Origin of the sequence: Streptomyces sp. NPDC046931 (genome assembly GCF_040644655.1) — a bacterium.
GTDB lineage: Bacteria > Actinomycetota > Actinomycetes > Streptomycetales > Streptomycetaceae > Streptomyces.
Genome location: NZ_JBEYWX010000009.1, coordinates 93,055 through 113,128 on the forward strand (window position 1 = coordinate 93,055; position 20,074 = coordinate 113,128).

Below are 20,074 nucleotides of genomic sequence, written 5' to 3' on the forward strand. Positions count from 1 at the left end.
TCACGCCACCGCAATGGTTGCTGGGGTAACCCGGAGTCAGGGCCTTTGGGGAACGGCGAAGGTGGTGACCACCGCCGCGTGGTCCGAGGGCCAGTCGTTACCGGCGACTTCGGGCCAGGCGCTCGGACTGCCGACGACCACGGTGCGGGAGTCGAGCACCGCGAGGCCCCGGTGGAGCACGTAGTCGATGCGGTCCTGGGGTTCGGGGCGCCCGCTGCCGTCCTCGTGCAGAGGGTGGATCGGGGACCAGGTGTGCCCCGGGTCGCGGACGGGGTCCGGATGGGCCTCGCGATAGGAGTCGCGCAGTCCCGCCTCCTCGGCGGCCTTCGTCACCGGCCACTCGACATCCGGCCAGTCCAGGTGCGAGGGGCAGTTGAAGTCGCCGACGAGCACGAGCGGAACGCCGTCGGCGGCCGACTCGTCGATCCGGCGCAGGGTGTCACGCATCTGGGCGAGCCGCACCTCCTCGTGGGCGATCAGCTCGGCCGCGGGCAGTCCGTCGAAGGCGGATTCGTAGGGCCCGTACGGGGTGTAGTGCAGGTGGGCCGTCCAGACGTCGACCTCGCACCCCGGCGCGACGCGCACCCGGACGCCCGCCGCCCCGTAGAAGCCCACGTCCGGGTCGCCGAAGCGGGCGGTGATGGGGTACCGGCTGATGACGCCGAGGTTCTCCCCGGCCCGGTCGTGGTGCCAGCCGAGTGCCTCGGCCAGTTCCTGGGCCGCCGTGCCGCCCGTCTCCTGGAGGCCCACCACATCGGCCCCCGTCTCCAGGACGGCCTTGAGCTGCTTGGCCCGGTGGTCGTCGACCATGCTGCCGCCGAGCCACAGGTTCCAGCTCATCACGCGCAGTTCGCACGGCAGCAGGGCCCGCAGCCGCTCGGGCGTGACCTCCTCCAGGCTGGCCAGCACGGTCCGCCCGGGCGCGGGCTCGATCGGTGCGAGCGACGGTACGGCGAGCACCGCGCAGCCCGCCGCCTCGGCGGAGGCGACCCCGGTCGGCGTGTCCTCCACGGCCACACAGCCGGCGGGGTCGACGCCGAGCGCGTGGCACGCGGCCAGATACGGGTCGGGCGCGGGCTTGGTGCGCTCGGTGTCGTCGGCGGTGACGGAGACCGCGAAGCGTTCGGCGCCCAGCGCCTCGAGGACGGTGTCGGCGACGGCCCTCGGGGAAGCGGTCACCAGCGCGGTGGGAATGCCGTCGCGGGCGAGGGCATCCAGCAGGGCGACGGCGCCGGGGCGGGGCTCGACCCCGTCCCGGACCCGGTCGGCGAACTCACGGTGCAGCTCCGCGGCGATGCCGGCGGCCGAGGCGCCGGTGAGCGAGGCCAGCCAGTCCGCCGTGTGCTCGACGGGACGGCCGAGCACCTCCCGCTGGTCGTCGGCGTCCAGCGTCCGGCCGAGTCCGGCCGTGACCCGCTCCACCGCCTCCCACCACAGCCGCTCGGTGTCGACGAGCGTGCCGTCCATGTCGAACAGGAGGGCCTGGAGTGGGCGTCGGGTCACGGTTCTCTCTTTCCTGGGTGGGGGGAAGGCTTGCATACGAGGGGGCGTGGGTCAGCGGGCGCGCTCGGCTACCAGCACGGGGCGCTCCGGCAGCGTCACGGTCACGGCGGCTCCGGCGCTGAGCGTGGCCGCGTCGTGCGCCGGCAGGTCGGCCTTCAGCTCGGTGGCGTCGGCGAGGCGCACGGTCAGCCGGACCGTGGCGCCGAGGAACGCGGTGGCGACCACCCGCGCCTCCCCCTTCTCGTCCGCGGTCACCCGGACCGCCTCGGGCCGCACCAGCACGTCCACCTCGGTCGCGGCGGGTGCGTCCCCGTCGACGGGCAGCCGCTGCCCGAGCACCTCGACGGTGTCCGAGGACAGCCGTCCCGGGATCCGGCTCATGGTGCCGACGAACTCGGCGACGAAGGCGGTGGCGGGACGGCCGTACAACTCGGCGGGGACGGCGCACTGTTCGAGCCGTCCGGCGCGCATGACCGCGACCCGGTCGGCCATGGACAGGGCCTCCTCCTGGTCGTGGGTGACGAACAGGGTGGTGATGCCGAGTTCCTGCTGAAGGCGGCGGATCTCCTCGCGCAGGGTGAGCCGCACCTTGGCGTCGAGCGCGGAGAGCGGCTCGTCGAGCAGCAGTACGCGCGGGCGCAGGGCGAGTGCCCTGGCCAGGGCGACGCGCTGCTGCTGTCCGCCGGAGAGCTGGTGCGCAAAGCGCTCGCCCTTGTCGCCGAGGCCGACCAGATCGAGCAGTTCGGCGGCCCGGGCGCGCCGCTCGGCGGTGCGCACCTTGCGCATGCGCAGCCCGAACGCCACGTTGTCGAGCACGGTCAGATGTGGGAAGAGGCTGTACGACTGGAAGACCATTCCGGCGTCGCGGCGGTGGGCCGGGACGCGGGTGACGTCCTCGCCGTCGACGAGCACCGCCCCGGAGTCGGGGTGCTCGAATCCGGCGAGCATGCGCAGCGCGGTGGTCTTGCCGCAGCCGGACGGGCCGAGCAGGGCGAGGAGTTCGCCCGGCTGGACGGTCAGGTCGAGTCCGTCGAGGGCGACGGTGGCGCCGAACTCCCGGTGCAGGCCGCGGAATTCGACCGTGGCGGCCTTGTCGGGAGTGACGGCCTCTTCGAGCGTTGCGGCCTTGTCGAGCGTCATGAGGTTCATCCCTTGGCGGCGGTTCGGGAGCGCCCGCCGAGGACGGCGAGCGAGAGGAGCAGGGCCCAGGTGACGAGCAGGCTGAGCACGGAGACGGCGACGGACAGCTGGGCCTGGGAGCCGCCGACGCTGTAGATCCACACGGCGAACGGGGTGAAGCCCAGCAACTGGGCGACGGTGAACTCGCCGAGGACCAGCGCCAGCGTGAGGAAGGAGGCGTTCAGCAGGGCCCCGCGCAGGTTCGGCAGCACCGCCTGGACGAGCGCCTGGGCCGGGCTCGCCCCGCAGCTGCGTGCGGCCTCCACGAGGGTGCGCACATCGATGGCGCGCAGGCCCGCGTCCAGGGACCGGTACACGAACGGCAGCGCCATCACCACGTAGGCGAGGACGAGCACGACGGGGAAGTCCTGGTTCTGGATCGCCACGAACGTCTGGAACAGCGGTGTCCGGGAGAGATGGTCGGGTCCCCACTTCAGGACCGTGGCGATGCCCGCGACGAACGCGATCGGCGGGACGACCAGCGGCAGCGAGCAGACCACCTCGACGACCGGCCGCAGCCGGGACGCGTCCAGCCGCAGGGCGACGGTGGCGGGCACCATAAGCAGCAGCACCACGACGATGGTGGCGGCGGCCAGCTCCAGCGACAGCAGCAGGCCGGAGCCGAAGCCGGGGGTGGAGACGATCTGGCGGTAGGCGTCGAAGGTGACGCCCTGGCCGGGCACGTCCACAGTGAAGACCACGGAGGCGGCGAGCGGGACCAGGAAGTACAGGCCGGCCAGGGTGAGGACGCCCCAGCGCCACAGGTTCAGGCGAGCCATCGCGCACTCCGTCGTTGCAGGGGCAGATACACGGCCATGACCAGGCCCGCTACCAGGACCATGTCGAGGCTGAGGGCGAGCGCCACGTTCTCCTGGCCGACCAGGACGTTGCCGGAGAGGGCGTCGGCGATCTGGAGGGTGACCAGCGGCACCGCGCTGCCCACCATGGCCGCGGCGGTGGCGTAGGCGGAGAAGGCGCTGCCGAACAGCAGCACGAACCCGCCGAGCAGCGAAGGACCCAGCACGGGCAGGGCCACATGGCGCCAGTACTGGACGTTGGTGGCGCCGTTGTTCTGCGCGGCCTCCCGCCACTGCGTGCGCAGGCCTTCCAGCGCCGGAGTGATGGTGAGGACCATCAGCGGGATCAGGAAGTACAGGTAGACGATGACCAGGCCCCAGAAACTGTAGAGACTCCAGCCCTTGTCGGTGAGGCCCAGATGGCGTGTCACCACACCGGAGTTGCCGAGGGTGGCGACGAAGGCGAAGGCCAGCGGGACACCGCCGAAGTTGGCGAGGACGCCCGAGGCGGTCAGCACGGCCTCGCGCAGGGCGCGGAAGCGGGAGGTCACCACGGCCTGGGCGAGCAGCAGCCCGAGGACGGTGCCGAGGGCGGCGCAGACGGCGGACAGCTTCACACTGCCGAGCAGTGCGGTGAGGTAGGCGCCGTGCAGCGAGACGGTCAGATTGGCCGTGCCGTAGGACGTGGCGCCCGTCGTCGGGTCCTCGACACTGAAGGCGCCGTTGAGCATGGCCACCGCCGGAACACCGAAGGCGACGGCCGTGAAGACGAACAGCGGGAGGACGGCGAGCGAGCCGGAGAGGCGGCGCCGCCGCTGCCGCGGAGCAGCGGCGGGCGCCACCTCGGCCTCGGTGAGGACGGCGGTCATCCGGAGACGGCCTTACCCCAGCCCTGGGCGATGACCGTCTTGGCCTTGCTCTGCTGGTCCTCCGTCGGGAAGGACGGCGTGCCGGAGACCTGCGGGAGCTTGGCCGCGGCGGTCTTGTCGAGCGTGCCGGCCTTCTCCATGGCGGGCATCAGCGCGGGGCGGGCGTATCCCTCGAGCCAGAGGTTCTGGCCCTCGGCGCTGTAGAGGTACTCCTGCCACAGACGGGCGGCCGCCGGGTGCGGGGCGTCCTTGGTGATGGCCTGCGAGTAGTACTGGGCGTACACGCCGTCGCTCGGAACGGCGACCTTCCAGTCCAGGCCCTTGGACTTGAACTCGTCGGCGTATCCGGCGTTCAGGTAGTCCCAGTCGATGCTGATCGGGGTCTCGCCCTTCTCGACGGTGGCCGGGGTCGACTCGACGGGCGTGTAGTTGCCGTTCTTCTTCAGCTTGGCGAAGAAGCCGAGGCCGGGCTGGATGTTGTCGAAGGAGCCGCCGTCTGCGAGCGCGGCCGCGTAGACGCCGCCGAAGGCGGAACCGGACTTGGTGGGGTTGCCGTTGAGGGCGACCTGGCCCTTGTACTGCGGCTTGAGGAGGTCCTTGAAGGTGGTGGGGCACTCCTTGACGCGCTTGGCGTCGCAGCCGATGGAGATGTAGCCGCCGTAGTCGTTGTACCAGCGGGCCTGCGGGTCCTTCTGGCTCTCGGCGATGCCGGCGTAGCCCGTCACCTTGTAGGGCGCGAGCAGTCCCTGCTGGGCGGCGCTCAGCGCGAAGGAGCTGCCGAGGTCGAGGACGTCGGGGGCGCGGTCCTGGCCCTTGCGGGAGGTGACGGCGCTGATCTCGTCCTGGCTGGAGCCGTCCGGGTTCTCGACCTGCACCTTGATGCCGTACTTCTTCTGGAAGCCGTCGATCAGGGCGCCGTAGTTGGCCCAGTCGCGGGGCAGGGCGATCGCGTGCAGCGTGCCCTCCTTCTTGGCTGCCTTCACCAGGGCGTCGAGGCCGCCGAAGTCCGCGGCCGAGGTCGCGGTGGCCGCGTTCTTGCCGTCGGCGGTGGTGGACGCGTTGTCGGGGGCCGCGCCACAGGCGCTGAGGGCGAGTGCGGCGGCGACGGCGAGGCCACCGGTGAGGACGGCGGTTCTCGGCAGGAACACGGTCACTGTCTCTCCAGGAGTACGCGCGAGCGGTGAAACTGAGGGAGGGAGGGCTTGTTCAACTTGTCTGAACAAGTTGCCCCTAGTACGCCCGCCGTCGGTGTCCTTTTCGTAAACGCCGGCGAAACCCTGGACGCCTCTTGCCTGCACAATCCCGACGATGGAAGATCACGCCCAGGTCTCGATTAGGCTGGCCATGCTGTGAACAGCAGCCGACTCAGAGGGGAAGCATGGCGGCGCGACACGAGGAGATCGCCGACGAACTGCGGCGGGCGATCGACCGCGAGGAGTACACAGTGGGCGGTCTGCTGCCCACCGAGACGGACCTCGCGGCCCACTACGGCGTCTCCCGCGGCACGGTCCGCCAGGCGGTCGCCGCCCTGACCACCGAGGGGCTCATCGGGTCCCGGCAGGGCGCCCGCCGGGTGGTGCTGGCCAGCCGCCGCAGCCAGAGCTTCGCGGAGCTGCGCAGCTTCGCGCAGTGGGCCCGCGCCATGGGCCGCCAGGCGACCGGCCACGTGGTGGCGCAGGGGTACCGGCCGGCCACCAAGGAGGACGCGGTAAGGCTCCACCTGGCCGAGCGCACGCCGGTGCTGCATGTGCTGCGGGTACGCGGGCTGGACGGCGAGCCCGTACTGCTGGAGCGCACGGTGTACGCCGACTGGATCGCCCCCGCGGTGGAGTCCATCGAGCCGGACTGCCCCTCCGTCACCCAGCGGCTCTTCGAGCAGACGGGCCTGGTCTTCGCGTACGGGGAACACGTCATCGACGCGGTCGCGGCGGGCGCGCAGGACGCCGAACTGCTCGGTGTCCGCCGGGCCGGCCCGCTGCTGCGGGTCCGCCGGGTCACGACCACCCGGGAGGGACGCCCGGTGGAGTGGTCGGACGACCGCTACCGCTCGGACGCCGTGAGCTTCAGCGTGCACAACTCCATCGGGAACAACGCGTTGGCCCGGAAGACCGCGGAATAGCGGCATAGAGGGCGGGTGCGCGCCTTGACGGGACGCGCCCGTCGACCGGCCCTATGGACCGGGCGCGCCCCTCAGCCGGGGCGCGCCCCCTACGTCGGCGAGCCCCCTACGTCGGCGAGCCCGACGAGAACCGGCGCAGCAGCGGCGACAGGACGAGCACCGACTTCGTGCGCTCCACGAACGGCTCCCCGGCGATCCTCTCCAGCACACGCTCGAAGTGGCGCATGTCGGAGGCGAAGACCTGCGCGATCGCGTCCGCCTCACCGGTGACGGTGGAGGCGGCCACGACTTCCTGGTAGCGCTCCAGGCCCCGCTGGATGGTCTCCGGGGAGGTGTTGCGCCGGCAGTAGATCTCGACGTACCCCTCGGTCTCCCAGCCGAGCGCCGCAGGGTCCACCCGGACCGTGAACCCGGTGATCGCGCCGGTCGCGCGCAGCCGGTCCACCCGCCGCTTGACGGCCGGCGCGGACAGTCCGACCAGGTGCCCGATGTCCGCGTAGGAACGGCGGGCGTCCTCGGCCAGGGCGTGGACGATGCGTTCGTCGAGATCGTTCAGCAAGGCGGGTGGTTCACTTCTCTACGGTGACTGCGGGTGCCGCGGGCTCCGCGGCGGCCAGCCGGGAGCGCCGGTAGCCATACAGGAAGTAGAACACGAGCCCGACGGCCATCCAGACCCCGAAGACCACCCAGGTGACGGCCGAGAGGCTGCCCATCATCCAGACGCAGAAGGCGAAGCCCAGCGCGGGCAGCACCGGAGACAGCGGCACCCGGAAGGTGCGGGTCATGTGCGGACGCGTGCGGCGCAGCACCACGACCGCGATGTTGACCAGGGCGAAGGCGAACAGGGTGCCGATGCTGGTGGCGTCGGCGAGCTGCCCGAGCGGGATCGCCGCGGCGAGGACACCGCAGAAGACGGACACGATGACCGTGTTGGCGCGGGGCGTTCCGGTACGCGGGTTGACGCGCGAGAACACCTTGGGCACCAGGCCGTCGCGGGACATCGCGAAGAGGATGCGCGTCTGGCCGTAGAGCACGGTCAGCACGACGCTCGCGATGGCGATGACCGCGCAGGCGGCCAGCAGAGTGCCCCAGAAGGTCTGTCCCGTGACGTCCTTCATGATCTGGGCGAGCGCCGCCTCCGAGTCGTTGAACCGCTTCCAGGGCTTTGCGCCCACGGCGACGGCCGCGACGACGACGTACAGCGCCGTCACGATGACCAGCGACAGCATGATCGCGCGCGGCAGGTCGCGCTGTGCGTTCTTCGCTTCCTCGCCCGCCGTGGAGGCGGCGTCGAAGCCGATGTACGAGAAGAACAGCGTGGCCCCCGCGGCGCTGACGCCGGCCATGCCGAGCGGCATGAAGTTCGCGTAGTTGCCGGAGCGGAAGCCCTGGATCCCGATCAGGCAGAAGAGCAGCAGCGCGGCGATCTTCACCGCAACCATGATCGTGTTGGCCCGTGCGGACTCCTTGGCACCGCCGAGCAGGAACGCCATGGCCAGCAGCACGACGATCAGCGCCGGCAGGTTGAAGATGCCGCCGTCACCGGGCGGGGCGGACAGCGCGTCCGGGATGGTGACGCCGATCGTGCCGTCCAGCAGCTCGTTGAGGTACTGGCCCCAGCCGACCGCGACGGCCGCTACCGATACGCCGTACTCCAGGACCAGACACCAGCCGCAGATCCAGGCGATCAGCTCGCCCATCGTTGCGTACGCGTACGAGTACGAGGAACCGGAGACCGGGATCGTGCCCGCCAGCTCGGCGTAGGACAGGGCGGAGAACAGCGCGGTGAGGCCGGCGATCACGAAGGACAGCGTCACCGCGGGGCCGGCCTTCGGGACGGCCTCGCCGAGGACCACGAAGATGCCGGTGCCGAGCGTGGCTCCGATGCTGATCATGGTGAGCTGCCACAGCCCGAGCGAACGCCGCAGCGTTCCGCCCTCGCCCTGGCCGCCCTCGGCGACCAGGCGTTCCACGGGCTTGCGGCGCACAAGCCGCGCACCGAGGCCCAGGGACGGCTGGTCTGGATGACTGTGGGTCTGCAGGGGTGCGCCTTGGTCGAGCACGCGTCAGCTCCTTATCGCTGCCGGTCAAGGGGGCAGGCGGGGACCGGCGGCACCCCGGGACGGGGACCACCGAGCGGGGTCCTCGCCACGCCACGTACAGCGCATGACCCTATGAGTCCGCCCTTCACGGGCGTAATGCAGCAACCTTGCGCATCTTCGCAAGATCATTGCGTTCATCGAGAAGTGGCGGGAATTTGTTGCGCGAGCCCTTTCGATGTTTGCGCCGGGCCTCGCACGGCCGATGGCGGCCCCCTCCACGGGCCCCGGCGATCCCCCTTCTCCGGCCCGGCATGCGGACGGCCTCCGCTCCCCGGAACCGGGGAGCGGAGGCCGTGGCCGAGGACGTCTCGGGTCAGCTCCAGCTGGCGTGCAGCGGCTTGCCCTCCGCATAGCCCGCCGCGCTCTGGATGCCCACGACGGCCCGCTCGGCGAACTCCTCCAGGGAGGCGGCGCCGGCGTACGTGCAGGAGGAGCGGACGCCCGCGATGATCGAGTCGATCAGGTCCTCGACGCCCGGGCGGGCCGGGTCGAGGAACATGCGGGAGGTCGAGATCCCCTCCTCGAACAGCGCCTTGCGGGCCCGGTCGTACGCCGACTCCTCCGACGTGCGGTTGCGGACCGCGCGCGCCGACGCCATGCCGAACGACTCCTTGTAGAGGCGGCCGCCCGCGTCCTGATGCAGGTCACCCGGGGACTCGTAGGTGCCCGCGAACCACGAGCCGATCATCACGTTGGACGCACCGGCCGCCAGCGCCATCGCGACGTCGCGCGGGTGGCGGACACCGCCGTCGGCCCACACGTGCTTGCCGTACTTCCGCGCCTCGGCCGCGCACTCCAGCACCGCCGAGAACTGGGGCCTGCCGACACCCGTCATCATCCGCGTGGTGCACATGGCACCGGGACCGACACCGACCTTGACGATGTCCGCGCCGGCCTCGATCAGGTCGCGCACACCCTCGGCGGCGACGATGTTGCCCGCCACCAGCGGCACCTTCGGGTCGAGGGCCCGCACCGTCCTGATCGCGCCGACCATCGACTCCTGGTGGCCGTGCGCAGTGTCGATCACGAGGGTGTCCACCCCCGCGTCGAGCAGCTGCTTGGCCTTGCCCTCGACGTCACCGTTGATGCCGACGGCGGCGGCGATACGCAGCCTGCCGTTCGCGTCGGTGGCCGGCGTGTAGAGCGTGGCACGCAGGGCGCCCTTGCGGGTGAGGATGCCGGCGAGCTTGCCCTCCTTGTCGACGGCGGGCGCGTAGCGGCGGTTGGCGCCGTCGAGGACGTTGAACGCCTCACGCGGGTCGATGTCCGCGTCGAGCAGCAGCAGGTCCTTGGACATGACCACTTCGAGCTGGGTGAAGCGGTCCACCCCCGAGAGGTCCGTGTCGGTGACCACACCGATCGGCCGCTGCTCCTCGTCGACGACCACGCCCGCGTTGTGCGCGCGCTTGGACAGCAGCGCCAGGGCGTCGGCGACGGTCTGGTGCGGGGCGAGCACGATCGGGGTGTCGAGCACCAGGTGGCGGCTCTTGACCCAGGAGATGACATCGGTGACCACGTCGATCGGGATGTCCTGCGGGATGACGACCAGCCCACCGCGCCGGGCCATCGTCTCCGCCATACGACGGCCGGCGACCGCGGTCATGTTGGCGACGACCAGCGGGATGGTGGTGCCCGAACCGTCCGGGGAGGCGAGGTCCACGCCCTGCCGGGAGCCGACCGCGGAGCGGCTCGGCACCATGAACACATCGTCGTACGTCAGGTCGTAGGCGGGCTGGATGTCATTGAGGAAACGCACGTGCTGCACATCCCAGTCGATCAGAGGCGGCCCCCCGACAGGTCAGCCAGGGGGAAGAGCACGTACTTCATTGTCCCATGGCGCCGCTCGTACGGTCCCCGGGCCGATCATCCAGGCAGGTCAGAGGGTCTTTGGTAGGATCATCCAAGCTCCAGCGCCACGGACAGCTCCGGCGTCCCCGCCGCGGACTCGGAGAACACCTCCTCGGCGATCCGCCACTCCTCCGGCCGCTCCCTCGCGTACGTCCGCCAGCCCCGCACGACGAGCAACAGGCCCCGCTCCACGGCAGCGGACGGCCAGACCGTGAGATCGGTCAGCGAGTCGGCGAGCGCGTCCCAGTTGCGGCCGAACCACTCCGGGAGGTCCAGGGCGGAGGCGACCCGCTCCATGAAGGCGGACTTGTCGGTGACCCCGTCGAGGTCCAGCGGGACCACGAGGCGGCCCACCAGGTCATCGGTCATCTCGGCACCGCCTGAACGGGTTGTAGTGATCGTCGGTGCAGTGGATCTCACCGCTCCGCCCGGCGACGAGGCGCCGGGCCCGGGGCTCGCGCGAGCCCCGGGCGGGAACCGCGTACGCGCGGTCCTCGGGCCGAGGGGCCCTGGCCGGCCGGCGTCGGGGTCCCAGGGCCCTCGGGGCCCTCACGTTCCGTCGGGGTCCGCTCGGTGCAGGGCGGGAGTCGGTGTCGGGCCCGCCGTCATCAGGCAGTCCGCCGCCGACGTGTCCGTCACCAGACTGGTGACGAGCCCGGAGCGCAGTACCGCGTCGATGGCGGACGCCTTCCGCTGCCCGCCCGCGATCGCGACGACCTCCGGGATACGCCGCAACTGGTCCGCCTTGACGGTGATGCACCGTTCCCCGAGGTCCCGTCCGATCCGGCGGCCCTCGGCGTCGAAGAGGTGTGCGGACATCTCGGCGGCGACACCGAGCGACGCGTAGTGCGCCCGCTCCTCGTCACTGAGCATGTCGTGCACCGTCGAGATGCCGGGCTCCCAGGAGCCGATGGAGACACAGGCGACCGTGACCTTGTCGAAGTACTCGAAGGCCCGGGCGATCCCCGTCTGGTTCCGCAACGCCGCAGCCGTCGCCGCGTCCGGCAGCAGCATCGGCGCGTAGATCGGGTGCGCGTCCCCGCCGGACACCTGTGCGGCACGGCGGACGGCCTCCACCGAGCCGCGCTCGGCGGTCCCGGCGTCGTACACACCCGTCAGCTGCACCACCGTGCACGGTGGCAGCCGGTCCAGGGCGGCCGCCATATGGATGGTCGACCGGCCCCAGGCGAGGCCCAGCACATCCCCCTCGGTCACCAGCTCGCCGAGCAGGTCGGCGGCCACCTCCCCGAGGTTCTCGGGATCGGGCGACTCCTCGGCCTCGGCCGGCGACTCGACCACGACGGCGTGCCTGAGGCCGTAGCGGGCGCGCAGCGCGTCGGAGCGCTCCGCGTCCAGCTCGGCCGGCACACGGATCTCGATCCGTACGAGATCCCGTTCGAGGGCGGTCTCCAGGACCCGGGCCACCTTGAAGCGGCTGACGCCGAACTCCTCGGCGATCTGGATCTTGGACTTGCCCTCGAGGTAGAAGCGGCGGGCCATGGCCGCCGCCTGCACCAGCTCAGCGGGTCCCATCCGCATGGCTGACCGGCCCGCCGACATACCCGACACGGCCATCTCCTCACTGCTGTTCACACTCTGCATTCGCCGTTCATCCTTGCAGATCCGGCGGATTCGATCAGCCCGGACGGTCGGCGTTCAGGTTCCGTTGGCTCAGTCGTCGCACGCCCAGGACGCGCGGGCCGTCGCCGCCTCCGCCTGAGTGCGTAGTGCACGTACCGCCGCGGCGGGGTCGGCCGCCCCGTACACCGCCGAACCGGCCACGAAGACGTCCGCCCCCGCCTCCGCGCACCGCTCGATGGTGGAGGCCGAGACACCGCCGTCGACCTGAAGCCACAGCTCGAGGCCGTGCTTGCTGATCAGCTCACGGGTGCGGCGGATCTTCGGCAGCATGATGTCGAGGAACGCCTGACCTCCGAAGCCGGGCTCGACGGTCATGATGAGCAGCATGTCCAGCTCTGGCAGCAGGTCCTCGTACGGTTCGATGGGCGTCGCCGGCTTGAGCGCCATGGAGGCCCGGGCGCCCTTGGCCCGGATCTCCCGGGCCAGCCGCACGGGCGCACCGGCCGCCTCGGCGTGGAAGGTGACCGATCCGGCACCCGCTTCGACGTACTGCGGTGCCCACCGATCGGCGTCCTCGATCATCAGATGGCAGTCCAGCGGGGTGTCCGTCGCCCGCGCCAGGGACTCTACGACCGGCACGCCGAGCGTGAGGTTCGGGACGAAATGGCTGTCCATCACGTCGACGTGAAGCCAGTCGGCACCCTCCACCGCCCTCGCCTCCTCGGCGAGGCGGGCGAAGTCGGAGGACAGGATGCTGGGGTTGATCTGCACGGCCATGCCCCAAGACTGCCATGCCCGCCGTCGATCGCTCTCCCCGGTCCGCCCCGAGCGGTTCCCCCGGCCCCCGCCCGTCAGGCCGGCGCGTTGAGCCGCGCCTTGGCGATGAGCACCTCCAGCAGCGAGAGCAAGGCGCTGCGGACGTCCTCCCGGGAGCGGGCGTCGAGCAGGAGGACGGGGCTGTTCGGGTCGCGCAGGTGCAGGGCCGCGCTGATCTCCTCCACGGTGTACGGCTGCTCGCCGTGGAAGCAGTTCGCGGCGACGACGAAGGGCAGTCCGCGGTTCTCGAAGAAGTCGATGGCGGGGAAACTGCGGTCCAGACGCCGGGTGTCGACCAGGACGATCGCCCCGAGCGCCCCATGCAGCAGGTCGTCCCACAGGAACCAGAAGCGTTCCTGGCCCGGTGTCCCGAAGAGATAGAGGACGACTCCGGCGTGGTGGAGGGTGAGGCGGCCGAAGTCCATCGCGACCGTGGTCGCCGTCTTGCTCTCGATGCCGTCGAGGTCGTCGACCCCGACGCCCGCGGCCGTCAGCCGCTCCTCGGTGCGCAGCGGATCGATCTCGGAGATCGCCGCGACCAGGGTCGTCTTGCCGACGCCGAAGCCCCCGGCTATGAGGACCTTGACGGGGGAGGGTTGCGGTGCGGCGGTGTCATAGTCGGGCAAGGCTGTCCCTGATTTTCATGAGCAGGTGGACTTCGGAGGTCTCGGAGGCGTCCAGCGGCGGCCGGTGGAGGATCAGACCGCGGTCCAGCAACTCGCCGAGCAGGACCGCCATGGGGGTCAGGAGCATCTGCATCCGGGCGGCGATCTCGGCGACCGCCCGTCCGTCCGGCGACGGGCACATGGCGAGGATCTCCTGCCACTCCGTGGGCAGGCTCCCCAAGGCGTCGGCGTCGGCGGCCGCCGTGATCATCGTGTCCATCGTCAGGCCGTGCCGGGACGCCGCCGTACGTCCGTCGGTGAGGGCGTACAGACGCGTCCGGCGGCGCCGTCCGGGCTGGGTGTCGGCCACCGTCACGCCGTGGGCACGTGTGAGCGTTCGGGGGTGTCCAGCCACTCGCCGAGGGCCTGCGAGGCGCGCACCGCCTCACCGCCCAGTTCCCCGAGCCGTGCCTTGCGGGAGGCCACCACGATCAGGGTGCTGCCCGACCCGCATCCGACGATGCACAGGTACCGGTCGTCCATCTCCACCAGCTGGCGGATCACCGCGCCGCCGGCGATCTCCCGCGAGATGGCCTTCATCGTGGACGCGATACCGGAGGCCGCCGCGGCCACCCGCTCGGCCTGGTCCCGCTCCAGCAGGTAGGCGCTGAGCCTGATCCCGTCGTTGGAGAGGAGCACGGCTCCCTGGACTCCCGCGATCCTGCTCAGGTTGTTGTCCAGGATGCCGTAGATGACATCGTTCTGTGTCGTCGTCATGACTGGTCCTGTCGGAGCTCGAGTTCCGCTTGTCGGGTGCTGTCTTCGTAGTCCGCCCAGGCGTCGGCGACTTCTTCGGGCGTGGCCGCGTCCTGACCGGCCGGTGCGGCCGCGCGTGGCTCACGCAGTTGCTCGGCCATATGCGTCTGCGGGACGCGCTCGGGGAGCGCCGGCCGGGCGCAGAGGCCCTCGGTGCCGCGGGGAGCCGCCCCCGCAACCGCGGACCGTGCCCCTCCCACCGGCTCCTCTCGCCGGCGGCGCGGGAGCCCCGACGCGATGGGGGCGGTGCCGTCCTCCCGGTCGGCGGCCCCCTGCCGTGGAACGGCCTCGGGCCGGCGTTCCTCGGCGGGCCGCCATGCGGACGCGGGCTTCGGCGCCGGCTCGGGGAGCGGGCCGCGCTTGTGGGTGTCCACCAGGTGCTGACCCGGGACGATCACCACGGCGGCTGTCCCGCCGAACACGGACCGGCGCAGCGTGACCCTCGCCCCGAGCTGATCGGCGAGGTGGCCGACCACGAAGAGGCCGAGCCGGTTAGCGTTCCGGGCCAGCACGGAGTACGGCGGGGCCGAGTGCAGCCGGCCGTTCATCTCCTCGTATCTCCGGCCGGTCACCCGAGGGCCGCGATCCTCGACCTCGATGCAGAGGCCGTCGGCCACGAGTTCGGACCGGATGTCGACTCTCGACGCCGGCGGGGAGAAGCGGGTGGCATTGTCCAGCAGCTCTGCCAGGAGGTGGCTGAGCCGGCTGACCGCGCCGGGCTCCACACTGATCTCGTCCAGGGCGTGACGGTCGATGCGCCGGAAGTCCTCGACCTCCGCGGCCGCCTCCCGCAGCAGGTCGGCGACGCGCATGGGATCGGTATGCGGGTCGGGGATCTCGCCGCCCGCCAGGATGAGCAGGTTCTCGATCTGCCTGCGCATACCCACCGTGAGCTGATCGGACCTCATCAGGTCGGCGAGGAGCGCCTCGTCCTGGCCGAAGGTGTCCTGGAGGTGCTCGGTGAGGGCGAGCTGCCGGCTGACCAGGTTCCCGGTGCGGGAGGCGATACCGGAGGCGAACATACCGAAGCCCTGTCTCTCGTCGGCGAGCTTGCGGTGGCCCTCGACGGACACGGTGACGACGCGGGCGAAGGCGTCGCTGATCCTGCCGACCTCGTCCTGCTCCCCCTGCGGCTGCGGCAGCGCTTCGGGGCCGACGGTCTGTCCGCGCCGAAGCCGGGCCACGATGTCCGGCAGGGTCTCCTCGGCGACCGTCACCGTCCGGTCGTGGAGGCTCTTCAGACGGCGCAGAACCGAGCGCGTGGTGAAGGCCACCACGACGACGACCAGCAGGAGCGCGGTGGCGCTTGCCGCCACCAGCACGGCCACCTGCCTGTCCAGTTGCGCTGCCCGGTCGTCGGCGTGGCCGAGCAGCTCCCGCAGCCCGCTCTCGTTGAAGGTGTTCAACCGGGCGGCAAGGGCGTCGTACGCAGTCCGCCACTCGCGGATGCCGTAGGGCAGCACGACCCCAAAGGGAGCGTCCCGGTGCTCGGAGATGACCGCCCGCTCGACTCGGGACTTGGTCTTCCAGGCGTCCGAGGCGAGGATCCGTTCGAGGGCCCGCCGGTCGCCGGCGGTCAGTTCGGGGGCAATCGTGTCGTACAGGTAGTCACTCGCGCCGACGGCTTCGATGAACTCGGTGAACTGAGCGGCGGTCAGCCTCCTGGAGGGGCCTGACAGCGCGAGGATCGAGTCCTCGCGGGCCACCACCTCCGAGGCCGAGAACAGGGAGACCAACGACGCTCTCTCCTGCGTGAGTCCGCCGTCGTCCACGTGGCTGAAGTCCTCGTAGCTGCGAATCGCCTCGTGGATCACGCCTGTGTACCAGTCCACGGTGTCGCCAGGACCGCCGTGCCGCGCGTCGGCGCGCTCGCGCCGGGCGCTCAGGCCGGCCAGGCGCCGCTCGACCTCCTGGAGGTGGTGCCGGGCCCCGTCCTCGTGGACCTGGCCGGGATCGGAGGACCTCAGGAACGCGGCCACGGCCCGGTCGGTGTCGGCTCGGCGGCTGCGCAGTTCGGTTGCGGACACAGGCGAGCCCGACCAGGACGCGGCGGTGATCGCGCGCTCGGCCTGCATCTTGATCATCAGCTGGTACAGGGGCGTGCCGGTCCGACGGCCGGCCACCACGTCCTCGCTCAGGTGCTGCGACTCCCGCAGCAGCCGGCTCGAACCGATGAGCACTTGGACACCCATGGCCACGGTGGGCACCACCGCCAGCCAGATGAGCAGGGTACGCAGGCGCACCGCACGCCGGTGAGTGCGGGCTGTGCGCCGGGATCGAACGGATTGCACACCGAAAGATCACATGGGGGACGCAGCACCGCAAAGCGGAAACCGCGGTTTCCCTACCTATGAGCGAGGGTTCGAACCTTCAACCGTCCCCCGTGGGTGAGCACCCGCGAACGGTGCCGGTCAGGCGGTGCGGCGGACCAGTGCCAGATACATCGCGTCGGTGCCGTGCAGATGCGGCCACAGCTGTACGTCGGGGCCGTCGCCGAGGGCGGGTACGCCGGGCAGCAGCGGCCGGGCGTCGATGAGTTCGGCGCCGCCGTACTGCTTGAGGACGTCGTCGACCACCGCCCGGGTCTCGGCGAGATGGGGCGAGCAGGTGGCGTAGCCCACGACACCCCCGACCCGTACCGACTCCAGGGCCGTCCGCAGCAGGCCACGCTGGAGGGGCGCGAACCCGTCGAGATCCTCGGGCCGGCGCCGCCAGCGGGCCTCGGGCCGTCGGCGCAGCGCACCGAGCCCCGTACAGGGGACGTCCATCAGGACCCGGTCGAAGGAACCGGGGCGCCACGGCGGCCGGGTCCCGTCGGCGGCGATGACCTGGTACGGCCCCGGGTTCCCGGCGAGCGCCCTGGCCACGAGGCCGGCCCGGTGCGGCTGCTTCTCGGAAGCGAGCAGCGCGGCACCGCGCTCGGCGGCGACGGCGGCGAGCAGCGCGGCCTTGCCGCCGGGCCCGGCGCATCCGTCCAGCCACCGCTCGTCCGGCCCGTCCAGGGGCGCGTTCGCGAGGGCGAGCGCGACAAGCTGGCTGCCCTCGTCCTGGACGCCCGCACGGCCGTCCCGCACGGCCTCCACGGCCCCGGGATCGCCGCCCTCGGTGAGCCGGACGGCGTACGGCGACCAGCGGCCGGGCGCCGCGGCCTCCTCGCCCAGCAGCTCCTCGGTGGTGGCGCGTCCGGGCCGGGCCACGAGCGTCACCTCGGGCCGCTCGTTGTCGGCCTCCAGCAGGTCCTCGATCCCGGCGCGCCCGCCGCCGAGGGAGTCCCACAGGGCGGAGACGACCCAGCGCGGGTGCGAGTGCACCACGGCGAGGTGGTCCTCGGGATCCTCGTCGTAGGGCGGGGCCACGCGTTCCAGCCAGCCGTCGAGGTCGCTCTGGGCGACCTTGCGCAGGACGGCGTTGACGAACTTGGCCCGCCCGTCGCCGAGCACCACACGGGCGAGCTCGACGGTGGCGGACACGGCGGCATGGCTGGGGATCCGTGTCCCCAGCAGCTGGTGGACGCCGAGACTGAGCACGTCGAGCACCGGCGGGTCGACCTCGCGCAGCGGCCGGTCGACACAGGCCGCCAGGATGGCGTCGTACGTGCCCTGCCGGCGCAGCGTCCCGTACACCAGCTCGGTGGCGAGCGCCGCGTCCCGCCCGTCCAGGTCGCCCTTCTCCCGTGCCTTGCGCAGCAGCGGCGGCAGGACGAGGTTCGCGTAGGCGTCCCGCTCGTCGACGGCCCGCAGCGCGTCGAAGGCGAGCATGCGGACGGGGTCTTTCTTGGGCCGGCGGTAGGACTTGCCTGGCTTGCTGGGACGACGGGACTGGTCGCTCACGAAAAAGGTGCTCCGGGTATGGGACGGCGTGCGCTTCCCAGCGTACGTCCGGGGGGTGGCGGGCGGGCGGGGAGGTCAGTCGCCGAGGGTCTCCGAGGCGCCGATCCGCACCCCGCGCGCCCAGTCCGCGGCCTGCATCGGCTTCTTTCCCTGGGCCTGCACCCACACCAGCTCGACGGCGTGGGAACCGGTGCCGACGTACACGTTGTTCTTGCCGGCCGACAGCTGTCCCGGGGCGAGATCCGTGCGTTCGGGCACGGGCGTGACCTGGATCAGCTTGAGCCGCTCGCCGCGGAAGGTGGTCCAGGCGCCGGGGGCGGGAGTGCAGGCCCGTACCACGCGGTCGACACGGAGCGCGGGCGTGGCCCAGTCCACCTGTGCGTCCTCGACGGTGATCTTGGGTGCGAGCGTGACGCCCTCGGCGGGCTGCGGTACGGCCTTGAGGGTGCCGTCCTCGATGCCGTCCATGGTGGCCGCGAGCAGTCCGGCGCCGGCGAAGGCGAGTCGGGTGAGCAGGTCACCGCTGGTGTCGGTGGCACGGACCCGCTCGGTGACGGTGCCGTAGACCGGACCCGAGTCCAGTCCTTCCTCGATGAGGAAGGTGGAGGCCCCGGTGATCTCGTCGCCCGCCATGACGGAGTGCTGCACGGGGGCCGCGCCACGCCAGGCGGGCAGCAGCGAGAAGTGCAGGTTGACCCAGCCGTGGGCCGGAATGTCGAGAGCCGCCCGGGGCAGCAGCGCGCCGTAGGCGACGACGGGACAGCAGTCGGGCGCGATCTCCCTCAGCCGGGCGAGGAAGTCCTCGTCACGGGGCCTGTTCGGCTTGAGGACCTCGATCCCTGCCTCCTCCGCCCGTTCGGCGACGGGGCTGGCGACGAGCCTGCGCCCTCGACCCGCGGGTGCGTCGGGCCGCGTGACGACGGCCGCCACCTCGTGCCGCCCGGACGCGAGCAGGGCGTCCAGCGCGGGAACGGCGACCTCGGGGGTACCTGCGAAGACAAGCCTCATGGGTGGGTGACGGCCTCTCGGGCGGGAGTCGGGACGCGCCCGGACGCCTGCGGCGGGCCGAGGCGCGCGGGTAGCGCACCAGTCTATGGGGGGCCAGGGCACCGGAAGCAGGAAGGGCGCCCTGATCCAGGACGAATGCTTCGCACAGCGCACACCGCCCCGGGGGGCGTACATACGTCTCCTTACGCCCCCGCACCGTGACCAGAGCCCCGCATGCGCGTTGGTCAAGAAAGAGTTGACCACAACGGGCCGCAATCGCGGCCCGATTCCTTTCAACGCCGGTTCGAGAGGCTTGTTCATGGCCGACCACGCAACCCACGACGCCCAGGCTCGGGCCAGCCTGCACCTGCTGGTGCGGGACATCGAGCGGGTCCGCCGACAGGTGGACGCGCTGCGCACCCTCACCGCCCAGTTGGGCAATGTCTACCGCCCGCGCCGCTCCGGCCCCTCCACAGGCTTCGTCGTCTACGGACGTGCCCCCGCCCCGACCGTCCGTCTCGCCCAGGAACTGCGGGACAGTGTCGAGACCCTGGTGACGGCGGCCGTGGACTTCGACCGCTCACTCGGCTTCTCGTGGGACGCCGTGGGCTCCGCACTCGGCGTCACCAAGCAGGCGGTGCACCGTCGTTACGGCGCCCGCCGGGCCGCCGCCCAGGCGGCGACCGAGGCCGAACGCGCGCAGGAGCCGGCCGGCACCCGCACGCTCAACATGGGCACCGGCATCCCCACCGTGCCGGCGGCCCGTTCGATGCCGACACAGCCGACGGCCGGCAGCCCCACGCTCCGCGACGAAGTGCGGCCGACGGCCTTCCCGGGCCCCCGCAACGGCTGAACGGCCCTCCGCCTGCCTCCCGGCCGCACCGGGAGGCAGCCGTGCGGCCGCGCCGCCCACATGCGGCGGGCGAGAGGCCGTACGGCGGACACGCCACCGCGCCTGAGCGCCGAGGTCGGGATATCGGTACGCCGGACCCCGAGCCCATCGCCCCGTCCCGCGCACCCGA

20 protein-coding genes are annotated in these 20,074 nt (G+C 71.7%); 2 read left to right on the top strand and 18 right to left on the bottom strand.

Annotated elements, in window-relative coordinates; genetic code table 11:
• Positions 1-36: 36 nt before the first annotated feature.
• From ABZ876_RS18170 to ABZ876_RS18190, 5 genes are read right to left on the bottom strand one after another with little or no spacing between them, the layout of a single operon-like run.
• Complete coding sequence (locus ABZ876_RS18170) at positions 37-1,503, bottom strand: HAD-IA family hydrolase (RefSeq protein WP_361781570.1); 1,467 nt, start codon at positions 1,501-1,503, stop codon at positions 37-39.
• Between the two features lie 51 nt (positions 1,504-1,554).
• A complete protein-coding gene (locus ABZ876_RS18175) occupies positions 1,555-2,643 on the bottom strand; it encodes an ABC transporter ATP-binding protein (RefSeq protein WP_361781573.1) in 1,089 nt (362 codons plus the stop codon).
• Between the two features lie 5 nt (positions 2,644-2,648).
• Entirely contained in the window at positions 2,649-3,461 is an 813-nt protein-coding gene (locus ABZ876_RS18180) for an ABC transporter permease subunit (protein WP_361781576.1), read from the bottom strand.
• A complete protein-coding gene (locus tag ABZ876_RS18185) occupies positions 3,449-4,348 on the bottom strand; it encodes an ABC transporter permease subunit (RefSeq protein WP_361781579.1) in 900 nt (299 codons plus the stop codon). The genes ABZ876_RS18180 and ABZ876_RS18185 overlap by 13 nt, the downstream gene beginning before the upstream one ends.
• Entirely contained in the window at positions 4,345-5,502 is a 1,158-nt protein-coding gene (locus ABZ876_RS18190; protein WP_361781582.1) for an extracellular solute-binding protein, read from the bottom strand. The genes ABZ876_RS18185 and ABZ876_RS18190 overlap by 4 nt, the downstream gene beginning before the upstream one ends.
• Before the next feature lie 224 nt (positions 5,503-5,726).
• On the opposite strand from ABZ876_RS18190, the gene ABZ876_RS18195 reads away from it, so the two are divergent.
• Positions 5,727-6,467 (top strand): GntR family transcriptional regulator, encoded by a 741-nt coding sequence (locus ABZ876_RS18195; RefSeq protein ID WP_361781585.1) that lies wholly within the window; start codon positions 5,727-5,729, stop codon positions 6,465-6,467.
• Between the two features lie 106 nt (positions 6,468-6,573).
• On the opposite strand, the gene ABZ876_RS18200 is transcribed toward ABZ876_RS18195, so the two are convergent.
• From ABZ876_RS18200 to fmt, 13 genes are all read right to left on the bottom strand, one after another.
• Positions 6,574-7,026, bottom strand: a complete 453-nt coding sequence (locus ABZ876_RS18200) for an Lrp/AsnC family transcriptional regulator (protein WP_361781588.1) — start codon at positions 7,024-7,026, stop codon at positions 6,574-6,576.
• Between the two features lie 10 nt (positions 7,027-7,036).
• Positions 7,037-8,530, bottom strand: a complete 1,494-nt coding sequence (locus tag ABZ876_RS18205; RefSeq protein WP_361781591.1) for an amino acid permease — start codon at positions 8,528-8,530, stop codon at positions 7,037-7,039.
• Between the two features lie 352 nt (positions 8,531-8,882).
• Positions 8,883-10,325: a GuaB1 family IMP dehydrogenase-related protein gene (locus ABZ876_RS18210; protein WP_361781594.1), complete on the bottom strand. Its 1,443-nt coding sequence runs from the start codon at positions 10,323-10,325 to the stop codon at positions 8,883-8,885.
• Positions 10,326-10,465: 140 nt separating this feature from the next.
• Complete coding sequence (locus tag ABZ876_RS18215) at positions 10,466-10,786, bottom strand: barstar family protein (RefSeq protein ID WP_361781597.1); 321 nt, start codon at positions 10,784-10,786, stop codon at positions 10,466-10,468.
• On the bottom strand, positions 10,776-10,970 hold the full coding sequence (locus tag ABZ876_RS18220) for a ribonuclease domain-containing protein (protein ID WP_361781600.1): 195 nt from the start codon (positions 10,968-10,970) through the stop codon (positions 10,776-10,778). Before ABZ876_RS18220 ends, ABZ876_RS18215 begins: the two co-directional genes overlap by 11 nt.
• Positions 10,967-12,010, bottom strand: a complete 1,044-nt coding sequence (locus tag ABZ876_RS18225; protein ID WP_361782069.1) for a sugar-binding domain-containing protein — start codon at positions 12,008-12,010, stop codon at positions 10,967-10,969. Before ABZ876_RS18225 ends, ABZ876_RS18220 begins: the two co-directional genes overlap by 4 nt.
• 78 nt (positions 12,011-12,088) lie before the next feature.
• Positions 12,089-12,775 carry a ribulose-phosphate 3-epimerase gene (gene rpe / locus ABZ876_RS18230; protein WP_361781603.1) on the bottom strand — a complete coding sequence of 229 codons (687 nt, stop codon included), beginning with the start codon at positions 12,773-12,775 and terminating at the stop codon, positions 12,089-12,091.
• 74 nt (positions 12,776-12,849) lie between these two features.
• Entirely contained in the window at positions 12,850-13,440 is a 591-nt protein-coding gene (locus ABZ876_RS18235) for an ATP/GTP-binding protein (RefSeq protein ID WP_361781606.1), read from the bottom strand.
• The gene (locus ABZ876_RS18240; RefSeq protein ID WP_361781609.1) at positions 13,427-13,789 is read right to left on the bottom strand and encodes a DUF742 domain-containing protein; all 363 of its coding nucleotides are present in this window, start codon (positions 13,787-13,789) and stop codon (positions 13,427-13,429) included. The genes ABZ876_RS18235 and ABZ876_RS18240 overlap by 14 nt, the downstream gene beginning before the upstream one ends.
• Before the next feature lie 2 nt (positions 13,790-13,791).
• Complete coding sequence (locus ABZ876_RS18245; protein WP_361781612.1) at positions 13,792-14,196, bottom strand: roadblock/LC7 domain-containing protein; 405 nt, start codon at positions 14,194-14,196, stop codon at positions 13,792-13,794.
• Entirely contained in the window at positions 14,193-16,478 is a 2,286-nt protein-coding gene (locus tag ABZ876_RS18250; protein ID WP_361781615.1) for a nitrate- and nitrite sensing domain-containing protein, read from the bottom strand. The genes ABZ876_RS18245 and ABZ876_RS18250 overlap by 4 nt, the downstream gene beginning before the upstream one ends.
• A gap of 168 nt (positions 16,479-16,646) precedes the next feature.
• Entirely contained in the window at positions 16,647-18,065 is a 1,419-nt protein-coding gene (locus ABZ876_RS18255) for a transcription antitermination factor NusB (protein ID WP_361781618.1), read from the bottom strand.
• 75 nt (positions 18,066-18,140) lie between these two features.
• On the bottom strand, positions 18,141-19,073 hold the full coding sequence (gene fmt / locus ABZ876_RS18260; protein ID WP_361781621.1) for a methionyl-tRNA formyltransferase: 933 nt from the start codon (positions 19,071-19,073) through the stop codon (positions 18,141-18,143).
• Between the two features lie 298 nt (positions 19,074-19,371).
• On the opposite strand from fmt, the gene ABZ876_RS18265 reads away from it, so the two are divergent.
• Entirely contained in the window at positions 19,372-19,905 is a 534-nt protein-coding gene (locus tag ABZ876_RS18265) for a hypothetical protein (RefSeq protein WP_361781624.1), read from the top strand.
• The last annotated feature ends 169 nt before the right edge of the window (positions 19,906-20,074 follow it).